Genomic DNA, 13195 nt, shown 5'->3' with positions numbered 1-13195 from the left:
AAAGGTGCTTACTTTCGTCTTTCGCGTACTCAAAGATACGGTCCATGAGATCCGATTCGCTTGCGGTCGTCTCGCCAGTCCAGAATGAGGCGCCCTACCTTGACTTTATGGTCCAATGACTCAGTACCCGCGCCTTGAATACAGCATGAATGCCGTTCGCAAGGCAGGCGAGCGGCTGGCAAAACCCATGCTTTTCGGACCAGACATCACTGCCGGCCAGTACGTGGACGCACTCGAAATCTTCTCGATCGCCAACAGCTGGCGCGCCTCGCACTTTCTGCCGATGCGGAGCGTCCAGTTCTCTGTCGGTCACCACATGAGAGCCCTGCGACTGAAGGGCGACATGGCATCGCGTCCGAAACGCATGGCATCGATTCGTCGGAAGCTTCGAGAGTCCACCACCAATTTGGACACCATGAACGACATCGGCGGTTGCCGAGCGATCATGCCCGACATCAAAAGTGTCCGCTCGCTTCTCGCATCGATGCGAGACAACTTCCCCCATGAGATACACCCTCGGGAATTCAACTATATCGATGAGCCGAAGCCGGACGGCTATCGAAGTCACCACATTGTTTTCCGGTACCGACCCAGAGCTGCCGACACCGAGGCTTTCGAGGGTCGACGCATCGAACTGCAAGTTCGGACCACACTTCAGCACTCATGGGCAACCGCAGTTGAGGCTGTCGGGCTATTCCGGCGCCAGGATTTGAAGCACGGAAAGGGCGAACAAGATTGGCTACGCCTTTTCCAGCTTATGTCGGCGGAATTCGCGCACATTGAGCAGTGCCCCGTTCATATCGGTGCTCCGGATCACAATGACAGAGTGCGAGAATTGCGCGATATCGACAGACGTATAGGGGCGACAAACACCTTAGAAGACATCAAGAATATTACTCTCTACTCGACGAACTTCGCACAGACGACTGGAAAATCCAGATACTACTTTATTCAATACAGCAAAGATCATAATGTGACCGTCGAGCCATTCCGAACTCTTATGTCCGGCGCGCGGAAGTTGGAAGATATAGAGAAGAAAAACGAGCTAAGGGACAGTGATGCAAAAGCGGTCTTGGTCGAGGTAGACAAGGTCGAAAAACTTGTTGAAATGTATCCGAATTACTTTGGGAACGTTTCCCTGTTTGCCCGTAATCTGAAATCCATCTGCACGGGAAAGGCGGCGTCGAATACAGTCTAGGTCAATCGTGCCCGCGTCGTGCGCGGGGTGGCCAGGAGCAGGCTCGTTTCGCTGCCCGTTATGCCGGGAATCAACCGGATACGCCGCAGCACCGCATCGAAATCCGTCAGGGATGCCGTCCCGAGCTCTACCACCAGATCCCAGCGACCATTGGTGGTATGGATGGTCGAGACTTCCGGGAAGCCGCCCAGTGCCCGGACCACGCGGTCGGCGGCATGGCCCTCGATCTCGATGAGCATGATGCCGCGGATGCGCTGATCGACCGCGTCGGCGCGCAACACCACCGTGTAGCCAATAATGTCGCCCGACCGTTCCAGCCGCTCCATGCGTGCCCGAACCGTGGCGCGCGAGACGCCGAGATCGACGGCGAGATCCGATACGCTGCGCCGGGCGTCATGCCGCAGCAAGGTCACGAGCCGTTCGTCCAGTGCATCCATGGGGTACCATTTTGCTCAGTTTCGCTGCCATTATGATAAACTACGCTTTTCGGATTGCCAATTTTACCTGTTCGTATCGCCGGCTCGGCATGGTTCCCTCGCGGCCATCAGAACTTGGAGCGCGGGAGAAACAATGCGTTGCAGAATCGTCGGGGCGCCCGTGCAGGACGGTGCCGGCCGAATGGGATGCGAAATGGGGCCGAGCGCGCTGAGGACCGCCGGGCTTGCTGAGATGCTGTCCGGCCTCGGCCATGCAGTGGAGGATATGGGCGCCGTCCAGCCAATTCCGGTAAGGCGCGTCGTGCATGGCAACCTGGCGCTGAAGGCCCTGCCCGAAATATCGGCCTGGACATCCGCCATCGCCGCCGCGGCCTACGCAGCAAGCGAGGACGCCATGCCGATCTTTCTCGGTGGCGACCATTCGATCTCCGCCGGGACCGTGTCGGGCCTCGCCCGCCGTGCCTCGGAGGCCGGTCGCCCCCTATTCGTCCTGTGGCTCGACGCGCATCCCGATTTTCATACGCTCGACACCACCGCCAGCGGCAATCTGCACGGTGTTCCTCTCGCCTACGCCAGCGGCCAGGCGGGTTTCAGCGGCTATTTTCCCGATCTGCCGGCGGCGGTCGATCCCAAGCGTATCTGCACCATGGGCCTGCGCAGCGTCGACCCGGCCGAGCGCAGCGCGCTCAACCAGGCGGGCGTGATCGTGCACGACATGCGCGCCATCGACGAGCATGGCATCGCGCCGCTGCTGCGCGCCTTCCTGGCGCGCGTGTCTGATGAGGACGGGCTGCTGCATGTCAGTCTCGACGTCGACTTCCTCGACCCCTCTATCGCGCCGGCGGTCGGCACCACGGTTCCCGGCGGCGCGACGTTTCGCGAGGCGCATCTGGTGATGGAGATGCTTTCCGACAGCGGGCTCGTCTCCAGCCTGGACCTGGTCGAGTTGAACCCCTTTCTGGACGATCGTGGCCGAACCGCGACACTGATGGTCGACCTGACGGCGAGCCTGATGGGCCGCCGCATCATGGACCGCCCGACTCGCAGCCATTCAGGGAGCTTTTGACCATGACCGCGGCAAAACTGAACATCGTCCCCTTCGTCAGCGTCGATCGCATGATGAAGCTGGTGATCGCAATCGGCGTCGAGCGCTTCCTGACCGAGCTCGCCAGCTACATCGAGGAAGACTTTCGTCGCTGGGATCTTTTCGACAAGACGCCTCGCATCGCCTCGCACAGCCATGACGGGGTCATCGAGCTGATGCCGACAAGCGATGGGCGCCTCTATGGCTTCAAATACGTCAACGGCCATCCCAAGAACATGCGCCAGGGCCTGCAGACGGTCACCGCCTTCGGCGTGCTCGCCGATGTCGGCAGCGGCTACCCGATGCTGCTCACCGAAATGACCATCCTGACCGCGCTGCGCACCGCCGCGACATCCGCGGTTGCGGCCAAGTATCTGGCGCCCAGCGGTGCTCGCACCATGGCCATTATCGGCAATGGCGCACAGTCGGAGTTCCAGGCGATCGCGTTCAAGGCGCTGACCGGTATCGATCGGCTCCGGCTCTACGACATCGACAGATCCGCGTCGCTGAAATGCGCGAAGAACCTGGCTGGCATGGGATTCGACATCACGATCTGCGAAACAGGGCAGGAAGCGGTTGAAGGCGCCGGGATCATCACGACCGTTACCGCCGACAAGCAGAACGCCACCATTCTCACCGACAACATGGTCGGCGCCGGCGTCCACATCAACGCCGTCGGTGGCGACTGCCCGGGCAAGACCGAACTGCACAGGGACATCTTGCTGCGTTCCGACATTTTCGTCGAGTTTCCGCCGCAGACACGCATCGAGGGCGAAATCCAGCAGCTGGATCCCGACCACCCGGTGACCGAGCTCTGGCAAGTGATCGCCGCCAAGACCCAAGGCCGCCGCGAAGCCAAGCAGATCACGCTGTTCGATTCAGTCGGCTTCGCCATCGAGGATTTTTCGGCCCTGCGCTATGTGCGCGACCAACTGCGAGCGACCGGCCTCTATGAGGAGCTCGACCTGCTCGCCGATCCCGACGAGCCACGCGACCTCTTCGGAATGCTGCTGAGGGCGGCCGTGCAAACGGCAGCGTGAGGACCTCGACCAAAACGAGCCCGTGGTTTTCTGGATGCCTGCTTTCGGGCGGACGTAAAGCCGACGTCGACGACCGAATGAGGCGCAAAGCTGCCGCGTCCTGGCAAATCTAGCATTCCCAATGCGGGGAACAACATAACGCTTTTGGTCACCCATCTCGCGTGGCCGAGAGGTTGGCCACAAGCCGGGCCACCGAGGTAACTTCGGCAAACACGCCAGTCCCGCCGGCATGGAAATGCCCATACGGTCTCCTTCGACCAATATGAATCATAAGCCGTCCATCAAGGAATCCTGAATCCATTGAAACGCGACTGGTTTTAGCCCGGTGGCGCGGCAGCCACAGGCTGGACATTTCAGCCCACATGGAAAATGATCATGTTGCCGTGCACAATACTGCAGTGCTCTGATCTCGACGAAAGCCTGAGCGTAGAAGCGGATCAACCGACCCCCCCGGGTCTAGCGAGCGAGGACGCAGATGGACACCCCAGGGAACGGGCAATTGCATCGCGACGCGGGCGGGCGACCCCGTCGATCGGCCGGCTGGCTTGCCCGCGCCGCCCTGTCGGCGGCATTACTGCTCGGCATGGCTTTCAGCGGTACTGCGTTTGCGCAGGAGCAGCAGCTACCCCTGGTGACGGCGGCCAAGCCGGTGGTCCGTGAAATCGTCGAAGACGACGAGTTCGTCGGGCGCTTCGAAGCCGTCGACCAGGTCGCCATCCGTTCGCGCGTCAGCGGCTATCTGGACAAGGTCAGCTTCCAGGACGGCGCACTGGTCAACAAGGGCGACCTGCTCTTCACCATCGACCAGCGTCCGTACCAGGCGGCCTATGATGCCGCCAAATCGCAAGTGGACGTCGCCAAGTCACTGCTCGAATTCTCCAAGATGCAGCTCGATCGCGCCGACGAACTTGCCAAGACCGGCAATATCTCAACCGCGACGGTCGACGACCGCCGGCGGGAATACCTTTCGGCGCAGGCGCAGATGCAGGGCGCGACGGCGGCGCTGACGACGGCCAGCCTGAACATGGAATTCACCGAGATCAAGGCGCCCTTGTCCGGCCGCATCGACCGCCGGCTGGTGTCGGTCGGCAACCTCGTGCAGCCGGATTCCACCTTGCTGACCACCATCGTTACGCGCGATCCGATCGACTTCTATTTCGACGTCGATGAGCGCCTGTATTTCAGCTACGCCCGCGACGCGAAGGCGCGTGGCGGCACCATGCAGGAAGGCGCCGGCGGGCTCGATGTGGAGGTTCGTGTCGCCGACCGCGCGGAGGCGGTATTCAAAGGCAAGCTCGATTTTGCCGAGAACCGGATCGACAATGCGACCGGCACTATGCGGGTGCGTGCGACGTTTCCCAACGCCGACGGCATTCTCCAGCCAGGCATGTTCGGGCGCATCAATGTGCCGGGGTCGCTGCCGCATGGCGGCGTGCTGGTGCCCGACGAGGCGATCGGCGCCGATCAGGATCGCCGCATCGTGCTCCTGGTGGATGAGGCCGGGATGGTGTCTGCGAAGCCTGTGCGCACCGGCCCGCTTCTCGACGGCTACCGGGTGATCCGCTCGGGCCTGACCGGCGGCGAGACGATCATCGTCAACGGGCTGATGCACGCCAGGCCCGGCACCAAGGTGAAGGTCGAGATGGTGACGTTGCCGCCCAAGGCCGAGACCGCCGGGTTGCAGCAATGAGGTTCGCACATTTCTTCGTCGACCGCCCAATCTTCGCGTCGGTCGTTTCGATCGTCCTGCTGATCCTCGGCGGAATTGCCTATACCCAGCTGCCGGTCGCGCAGTATCCCGAGATCGCGCCGCCGACCATCGTCGTACGCGCGCAGTATCCGGGCGCCGACGCCGAGACGGTCGCTGCGACCGTGGCAACGCCGATCGAGCAGGAGATCAACGGCGTCGAGGGTATGCTCTACATGTCGTCCTATTCGTCGGGCGACGGGGCGATGGCGCTGACCATCACCTTCAAGCTGGGCACCGATCTCGACAAGGCGCAGGTGCTGGTGCAGAATCGCGTGTCGGTCGCCGAGCCGCGTCTGCCCGAAGAAGTCCGCCGCCTCGGCATCACCACCACCAAGAGTTCGCCCGACCTGATGATGGTCGTGCACATGCTGTCGCCCGACAATACCTACGACCAGCTCTACGTCTCGAACTACGCCCGCTCGCGGGTGCGCGACATACTGCTCAGACTGGATGGCGTCGGCGACCTCATCATCTTCGGCGAACGCGAATATTCGCTGCGCATCTGGCTCGATCCGGAAAAACTGTCCGCCCTGGGGATGACCTCGGGCGATGTGGTGCAGGCGCTGCGTGACCAGAACGTCCAGGTGTCGGGCGGCTCGATCGGCGCGCCGCCGACCAACACCGGCACGGCGTTCCAGTACACGGTCACCACGCAAGGCCGCTTCAACGATGCACGCGACTTCCGATACGTGATCGTCAAATCGACCGACGACGGCCGCCTGATCTCGCTGCAGGACGTGGCGCGCATCGAGCTCGGCGCCAAGGATTACGTCACCAACTCCTATCTCAACGGCAAACCGGCGGTGGCGCTCGCCATCTTCCAGCGGCCGGGGACCAATGCGCTCGCCGCGGCCGCGGAGATCCAGGACAAGATGAAGGAGCTTTCCCGCGACTTCCCGAAGGGGTTGAGCTACGACATCGTCTACAATCCGACCGAGTTCGTCGCCGAGTCGATCCAGGAGGTCTACAAGACGATCCTCGAGGCGATGCTGCTGGTCATCATCGTCATCATCGTCTTCCTGCAATCGTGGCGCATGGCGATCGTGCCGATCGTGGCGATCCCCGTGTCGCTGATCGGCACGCTGGCGGTGCTTTACGCCGCCGGCTTCTCGCTCAACATGCTGACGCTGTTCGGCCTCGTTCTGGCGATCGGCATCGTCGTCGACGATGCGATCGTCGTGGTCGAGAACGTCGAGCGCAACATCGCCGGTGGGCTGGCGCCCAATCCGGCGTCGCACCTGACCATGAACGAAGTCGGAACGGCCATCATCGCGATCTCGCTGGTGCTGATAGCCGTGTTCGTACCGACAGCCTTCATCCCCGGCATTTCCGGGCAGTTCTACCTGCAGTTTGCGATCACCATCGCGGTGTCGACGGCGATCTCGGCATTCAATTCGCTGACGCTTTCGCCGGCGCTGGCCGCACTGCTGTTCAAGCCGCACCACACCGCTGCGGCGCCGCCGCGCTTTTTCCTGGCGCGGTTCGGACGGGCGCTCGCCGACGGCTTCAACCGCGGCTTCGACAGGGTCGCCCATTGGTATTCGAGCATCATCCGCGTGCTGGTCGGATCGTGGATAGCGATCGCCGCCATGCTGGCTGTTTTCGCAGCCCTCATCTACGCCACGGTCTACATGGTGCAGACGGTGCCGCGCGGTTTCATTCCGTCGCTCGACCAGGGCTATGCGATCGTCGTCGTCCAATTGCCGGACGGCTCCTCGCTGTCGAGGACCGATGCGGTCATCCAGCAGGCGTCGCAGATCATCCAGAAAACGCCGGGCGTCGACTACGCCGTCGCCTTCGCCGGCTTCTCCGGCGCGACCTTCACCAACGCCAGCAACGCGGGCGTGATCTTCGCCAGGTTCAAGCCATTTGACGAGCGACTGAAAGCCGGCCAGTCGGCGACCCAGGTCATCGGCAATCTGTTCGGCAGCCTGCAAAGCATCAAGGAAGCCTTCATCATCGCACTGCCGCCGCCGCCGATCCGCGGTGTCGGCAATGCCGGCGGCTTCAAGCTGCAGATCCAGGAGCGCAACAGCGCCGACATGCGGCAGATCCTGGCGCTTGCCTATGAAATCGCCGGCAAGGCCAACAAGACGCCGGGGCTGACGGGCGTGTTCACCACCTTCTCGGCGTCGAGCCCGCAATTCTTCCTGGCGATCGATCGCGACAAGGCGCGCATCCTGAACGTACCGATCCCCAACATCTTCGAGACGCTGTCGATCAATCTGGGGACCGCCTACGTCAACGACTTCAATGCTTTCGGGCGCGTCTACCAGGTGCGGGCGCAGGCCGACCAGGCGTTCCGCCTCGATCGCGCCGACATCTTGAAACTGAAGGTGCGCTCGGCGACCGGCGCGCTGGTTCCGCTCGGCACGTTGATCGAGATCCGCGACGTCACCGGCCCGGCGCTGGTCCAGCGCTACAACATGTACGTCTCGGTGCCGCTGCAGGGCAACGCCGCGCCCGGCGTTTCCACGGGCGACGCGCTGGCATCGATGGAAAAGATCACCGCCGCGACGCTGCCGGCCGGTACCTCCTATGAATGGACCGAGCTCGCCTACCAGGAGCGCAACACCGGCAATGCCGCTGTCTATATCTTCGGACTGTCGGTGCTGTTCGTGTTCCTGGCGCTGGCGGCGCAATATGAAAGCTGGGTGCTGCCATTCGCCATTGTGCTGGTGGTGCCGCTCGGCGTGCTGGCGGCGTTGCTCGGCGTATCGTTCCGAGGGCTGGACAACAACATCCTCGTGCAGATCGGCCTCATCGTGCTGATCGGGCTTGCCGCCAAGAACGCGATCCTGATCGTCGAATTCGCGCGGCAGGCGCAGGAACGCGGCCTGTCGGCCGCCGAGGCTGCCGTCGAAGCCTGCCGGCTCAGGTTGCGGCCGATCCTGATGACCGCCTTCGCGTTCATCCTCGGCGTCGTGCCGCTGATGATCGCAACGGGCCCGGGCGCGGAAATGCGCCAGTCGCTCGGCACCGCGGTGTTCTCCGGCATGCTCGGCGTCACCTTCGTCGGCCTGTTCCTGACGCCGGTGTTCTACGTCACGCTCAGGTCGCTGTTTTCACGGCGCAAGCCCCGTGCCGAGGCCGAGCCTTCGGGCCCGGCAGAGGCGCCATCGGAGACGGCCGCCGAGTAGGGTTAGGAATTCGCCGCGTCCGGCGCGGCTTATCACTCCAGAAAATCGGCGCGACGCGCTGCACACGACCCCCACCAAACGGTCAAAAATCAGCCACTTACGCGGTCGTTTTGGTGAGCCCGCCGGGTCATCGTTTTCTACAGGAAGTCAATACGTTAGCGGCTGGTTCGCCAATCCATTTCCTTCGTATTCTCTCGTATGGTCTGGCGAACCTCTCAAACCGCCCGCTGTTGGCAGGACAGCTGGCAGCTGTTCCGGGGACCAGGAATGAGCCGCTCATTGTGCCGCAGCCCCACATTCCTTGACATCGGGTATTTATCCGAAATTATGTAGGAAAGAAGGATCGCAAGCATGACGGGAATCGCGCTGTCGGGCGTATCAAAGCACTTTGGCGCTGTCGAAGTGATCCGCGACGTGAGCCTGGACATTGAGCCAGGAGAGCTGGTCGTGTTTCTCGGTCCGTCCGGTTCCGGCAAGACGACGCTGCTCCGGATGATCGCCGGCCTCGAAAGCATTGACCAGGGGACGCTGACGATCGACGGGGTGCGCTCGGAGAACCTTGCGCCTGGCAGGCGCAACGTTGCCATGGTCTTCCAGAACTATGCGCTTTACCCACATATGACCGTCGCGGAGAACATGGCCTTTGGGCTGAGGAACATTCGGGTTGCGCCGGATGTCATCCGCCAGCGGATCGCCGAGGCTGCGCGTATCCTGGAGATCGAAGCGCTGCTTCACCGGCGGCCGTCGCAGCTCTCCGGCGGGCAGCGCCAGCGCGTGGCCATCGGGCGTGCGATCGTCAAGGAGCCCAAGGCATTCCTGTTCGACGAGCCACTCTCCAATCTGGACGCAGCACTTCGAGCCCGTACACGCGTCGAGCTTGCCGAACTGCATCAGCGTTTGAAATCGACGATGATCTACGTCACCCACGACCAGGTGGAAGCGATGACGCTCGCCGACCGCATTGTGATCCTCAACGATTGCCGGATAGAGCAGATGGGAAGACCCGTCGATGTCTATGCACGTCCGGCGTCGCGCTTCGTCGCGACCTTCGTCGGGTCGCCGGCGATGAACATCCTGCCTGTCACGGTTTCGGGCTCGGGCGACAGGCTCAATGCGCGCTTGACCGATGGATCGCTCGTCGAACTTCCCGGCGCGCCAATCGACATGGATTGGCGCGAACTCGGAGTGCGGCCGGAATCGCTGACTGTCGTCGCCGAGGGCAATGAAGCATTCGCCACGGCGACCGTTGTCGAGCGCCTTGGCGAGCGAACGCTCGTCTATGCGCGGCTCGCGGATGGGACGCAGGTGACGGCACAGGATCGCGGGCTTTCGAGCGTCAAACCGGGCGACGCCGTTCGGCTGAAGTTCGACGCCACGGCCCTGCATCTCTTCGCCGCGGACGGATCGGCCTGGCACGCACGCGCCGACGGAGCCTGAACCCGCCGAGCGGGTCGTGCCCTCCGGCATTGCGGTGCACCTGCCGGGGCTCTAGCCCTTGATACCTGCCGAGAGCGTTATAGCCTCGGTCACCCGGCGCTGGAAGAAGAGGTAGGCCAGTGCCACCGGCAGGCCGGCCAGTACGGCTGCCGACAGCTGGCGCGCGTAGTAGACACCGAAGGCGTCGTTGACCTGCGTAATGCCGACCGTGATGGTCATCATCTCGGTGCGGGTCACCGAGAGGAACGGCCACAAGAACGCGTTCCACGTCCAGATGAAGCAGACGATCGACAGCGCGGTGGTTACCCCCCAGTTCATAGGCATGTAGATCTTGAAGAGGATCCCGAATTCGGACGCATTGTCCATGACCGCGGCCTCGCGGAAGTCCTTCGGGACCTGATCGAAAAACTGCTTGTACACGATGATGATGACGGGGTGGATAAGCTGCGGCAACATGATTCCGGCCCAGCTGTTGAGCAGGCCGAGGTTGGCGACCAGCACGAAGTGATTGATGATCAGCGCCGAAGTCGGCACCATAAAGGAGGCAAGGATCAGCCACCAAAGCGCGATCCGCCCCGGGAACCGCAACTGCGAGATTGCGTAGCCGCACAGCATCGAGATGAAGATGGTGATGACCGTTACGCCGACCGCGACCGCCACTGAATTGACGTACCAGGCGCCTATCTGCGTGGTGGTCAGGGCGCTGACGTAGTTCTCCAGCGTCGGCGTCTCGGGCCAGAGTTCGATGTAGGGCCGCACGACCTCGTCGTCCGGTTTGAGCGATGAGATCACACCCCAGTAGAGCGGGAACGCCCATAGGATGGCCCAGACGAGCGTCAGTGCGGTGATGATCCCGCCCCAGAAGTTCCAGCGTTGCGCAGCCACGGCGTTCATCGGCGCCGCCTTTCGGCGAACCGGAGCAGTTGGAATTGCAGGACCGAGACGACCACCACAAGCACGAAGAGGGTCACGGCGACGGCCGCCGCCCTGCCTCCCTGGTTCTGCTGGAAGGCCTTCTGGAAGACGTAGTAGACGAGCACCATATTGTCGTTCGGCCGGCCGCCGATCGAGAACAGATAGACTTGGTCGAAGATCTTAAGCTGCAGGATGAGCTGGATGGTGAACACCAGCGAGGTGATCGGCCACAGCAGCGGCCAGGTGATGCGCCGGAACGTGGTCCATCGCGTCGAGTTGTCGAGCGCCGCGGCTTCGTAGATCTCCGCTGGTATGGACCGCAGTCCGGCGAGGAAGAGGAGGATCGAGAAGCCCGCGGTCCACCAGATCGTCACCCCGGCCACAGCCGGCAAGAACCAGACGCGCGACTTGAAGACCGGCACGCGCGGGATTCCGAGCCAGTCCAGCACATGCATCGCGATCCCGAACTGGAAATTCAGCGTCCAGTCCCAGATCAGATAGACGACGGACACCGGCAGGATGTAGGGCAGGAAGAACAGCGCCAGCACGATCGACTGGAAGCGGCCCTTGAGCCGCGACACGCCTAGCGCGATCAACAGGGCGATGAGTGTCCCTGGGACGACCGTCATCAGCACGAAATAAGCGGTGTTCCAGAGCGCGCGCCGGAACATCGGGTCGTTGTCGAGCCGCAGGTAGTTGTCGAGACCAACCCATCGACCAGCGCCGATCAGCGGCGCATGGGTGAAGGAGATGCGGAACATCTGGACCGTCGGATAGACGAACGCCAGCAGATAGATCGCCAGGAAGGGAGCGACCAGCACCAGCGCGACAAGACGTTCAGTGCGGGAGTTGCGAAGCATGGCTCTTCCTCGAACACGGCTGGGGCCGCCCTGGGCGGGGCGGCCCCAGCCTTGAGCCCTACATGCTGTTCAACTCTTCCTTGATGGATTTCACCGCCTCGCCGGGGTCCATCTCTCCATTGAGGGTCGGCACAAAATAATTTGACATGATGTCGAAGATCGGCCCGGCGACACCAGCCTTGGGCGACTTCGGATCGAAGATCATGTTGGCCGTCAGCGTCGAGTAGGTCGCATTGGGCTCCATTGCCTTGTATTCACCGGTTTCGGTGACTGGCTTGTAGGCCGGGATGTGCCCTGCCGTGGCCCAGAACAGCGAGTGCTTGTCCATCCAGGAGATCACCTCGAGAACGGCAGCACGCTTTTCCGGGCTGATTTCCTTGCCCTTGTTCTTCGGGATTGCGAATGAATGGCTGTCCGCATAGGTGCATGGCTTGTCGAAGATCACCGGGATCTCGACGGCGCCCCAGTCGAACAGCTTGCCTTGCTTGGCGAGGTCGGTCATCGTGGGAACTTCCCAGACGCCGTTGATCATCATCGCGGCCTTGCCCGAGGTGAACAGGGCGACGGTCGCGGGATAGTCCGTATAGGTCGACTGCAGCCCGGCTTTCGTCCACCCTTGCAGGACCGCTAACGCTTTCGCCAGCTTTTGAGGATTGTCGCCGGCGAGGAACTCGTTGCCCGTCAGAAGCTCGCCGCCTTGCTGGCACACCAGCGAATAAATGGTGCGGTACATGAAGTTGCCGTCGGCGGTGACGCTGCCCAGCGGGAACTCGACGCCGGCATCCTTCAACTTCTGCAGTGTCGCGGTGAATTCCTCCTTGTTTCTCATACCCACGGGACGGCCGTCGTCGCCGAGCACGCCTGCCTTCTTCAGGAGGACGCGATTGTAGTACAGGACGATCGGATGGGTATCGAGCGGCACCGCGTATTGCTTGCCGTCGACCGTCACGGCGCCCATCGTCGTCTGGGCGAAGTCCGAGGCCGAGAGGCCCATCTTGCTCATATCGTCGGCGGTGATTTCTTCGAGAATGTCCTGGCTCACCGCCAAGGGGATGCGGCTGGCATGATAGGTCATGACGTCAGGCGCCTCACCGACCGCGGCCGAGGTCTGCACCTTCGCGTAGAAGGGCGTGCCCCACTCCAGCGTCGTGGCGTCGATCTTGATCTTGCCGGCGTGGGCGGCGTTGAAGTCGGAGATCATCTGCTTCATGCGCACGCCGTCACCGCCGCCGAGGAAATCCCACCATGCGACGGTTTCTTCGGCCTGGGCCGCGACGGCCCAAAATCCTCCGGCCGCAACCACCGCTAGGGCCATCATCTTGCGAAAGTTCATC

10 protein-coding genes are annotated in these 13195 nt (G+C 62.4%); 6 read left to right on the top strand and 4 right to left on the bottom strand.

Features of this window, described 5'->3' with window-relative positions:
- Positions 1 to 145 precede the first annotated feature (145 nt).
- Positions 146 to 1198, top strand: a complete 1053-nt coding sequence (locus tag EN861_RS29785; RefSeq protein WP_189343774.1) for a RelA/SpoT domain-containing protein — start codon at positions 146 to 148, stop codon at positions 1196 to 1198.
- On the opposite strand, the gene EN861_RS29780 is transcribed toward EN861_RS29785, so the two are convergent.
- Positions 1195 to 1635, bottom strand: coding sequence for an Lrp/AsnC family transcriptional regulator (locus EN861_RS29780; protein ID WP_095771477.1), 441 nt, complete (start codon positions 1633 to 1635; stop codon positions 1195 to 1197). The two genes, EN861_RS29785 and EN861_RS29780, sit on opposite strands and share 4 nt — an antisense overlap.
- A gap of 133 nt (positions 1636 to 1768) precedes the next feature.
- Here EN861_RS29780 and rocF point away from each other — a divergent pair, with 133 nt between their 5' ends.
- The 5 genes from rocF (at position 1769) to EN861_RS29755 (ending at position 10086) form a co-directional block, all read left to right on the top strand.
- The gene (gene rocF / locus EN861_RS29775; protein WP_135867308.1) at positions 1769 to 2701 is read left to right on the top strand and encodes an arginase; all 933 of its coding nucleotides are present in this window, start codon (positions 1769 to 1771) and stop codon (positions 2699 to 2701) included.
- A 2-nt stretch (positions 2702 to 2703) separates the two neighbouring features.
- On the top strand, positions 2704 to 3759 hold the full coding sequence (locus EN861_RS29770) for an ornithine cyclodeaminase (RefSeq protein ID WP_127870102.1): 1056 nt from the start codon (positions 2704 to 2706) through the stop codon (positions 3757 to 3759).
- Positions 3760 to 4342: 583 nt separating this feature from the next.
- Positions 4343 to 5449: an efflux RND transporter periplasmic adaptor subunit gene (locus EN861_RS29765; protein ID WP_245511731.1), complete on the top strand. Its 1107-nt coding sequence runs from the start codon at positions 4343 to 4345 to the stop codon at positions 5447 to 5449.
- Complete coding sequence (locus tag EN861_RS29760; RefSeq protein ID WP_135867307.1) at positions 5446 to 8649, top strand: multidrug efflux RND transporter permease subunit; 3204 nt, start codon at positions 5446 to 5448, stop codon at positions 8647 to 8649. Before EN861_RS29765 ends, EN861_RS29760 begins: the two co-directional genes overlap by 4 nt.
- 351 nt (positions 8650 to 9000) lie before the next feature.
- Positions 9001 to 10086: an ABC transporter ATP-binding protein gene (locus EN861_RS29755; RefSeq protein ID WP_135867306.1), complete on the top strand. Its 1086-nt coding sequence runs from the start codon at positions 9001 to 9003 to the stop codon at positions 10084 to 10086.
- Positions 10087 to 10137: 51 nt separating this feature from the next.
- Here the strand turns inward: EN861_RS29755 and EN861_RS29750 are convergent, their stop codons facing one another.
- From EN861_RS29750 to EN861_RS29740, 3 genes are read right to left on the bottom strand one after another with little or no spacing between them, the layout of a single operon-like run.
- Positions 10138 to 10980, bottom strand: a complete 843-nt coding sequence (locus tag EN861_RS29750) for a carbohydrate ABC transporter permease (RefSeq protein WP_127276611.1) — start codon at positions 10978 to 10980, stop codon at positions 10138 to 10140.
- Positions 10977 to 11861: a sugar ABC transporter permease gene (locus EN861_RS29745; protein ID WP_135867305.1), complete on the bottom strand. Its 885-nt coding sequence runs from the start codon at positions 11859 to 11861 to the stop codon at positions 10977 to 10979. The genes EN861_RS29750 and EN861_RS29745 overlap by 4 nt, the downstream gene beginning before the upstream one ends.
- Positions 11862 to 11919: 58 nt before the next feature.
- Positions 11920 to 13194, bottom strand: a complete 1275-nt coding sequence (locus EN861_RS29740; RefSeq protein ID WP_135867304.1) for an extracellular solute-binding protein — start codon at positions 13192 to 13194, stop codon at positions 11920 to 11922.
- Position 13195 lies beyond the last annotated feature (1 nt).

Source organism: Mesorhizobium sp. M8A.F.Ca.ET.218.01.1.1, assembly GCF_004791165.1.
In the GTDB taxonomy this organism is placed as follows: Bacteria; Pseudomonadota; Alphaproteobacteria; order Rhizobiales; family Rhizobiaceae; genus Mesorhizobium.
The sequence above is the reverse complement of the archived record's forward strand: the minus strand, read 5'-3'. Positions and strand labels throughout refer to the sequence as shown.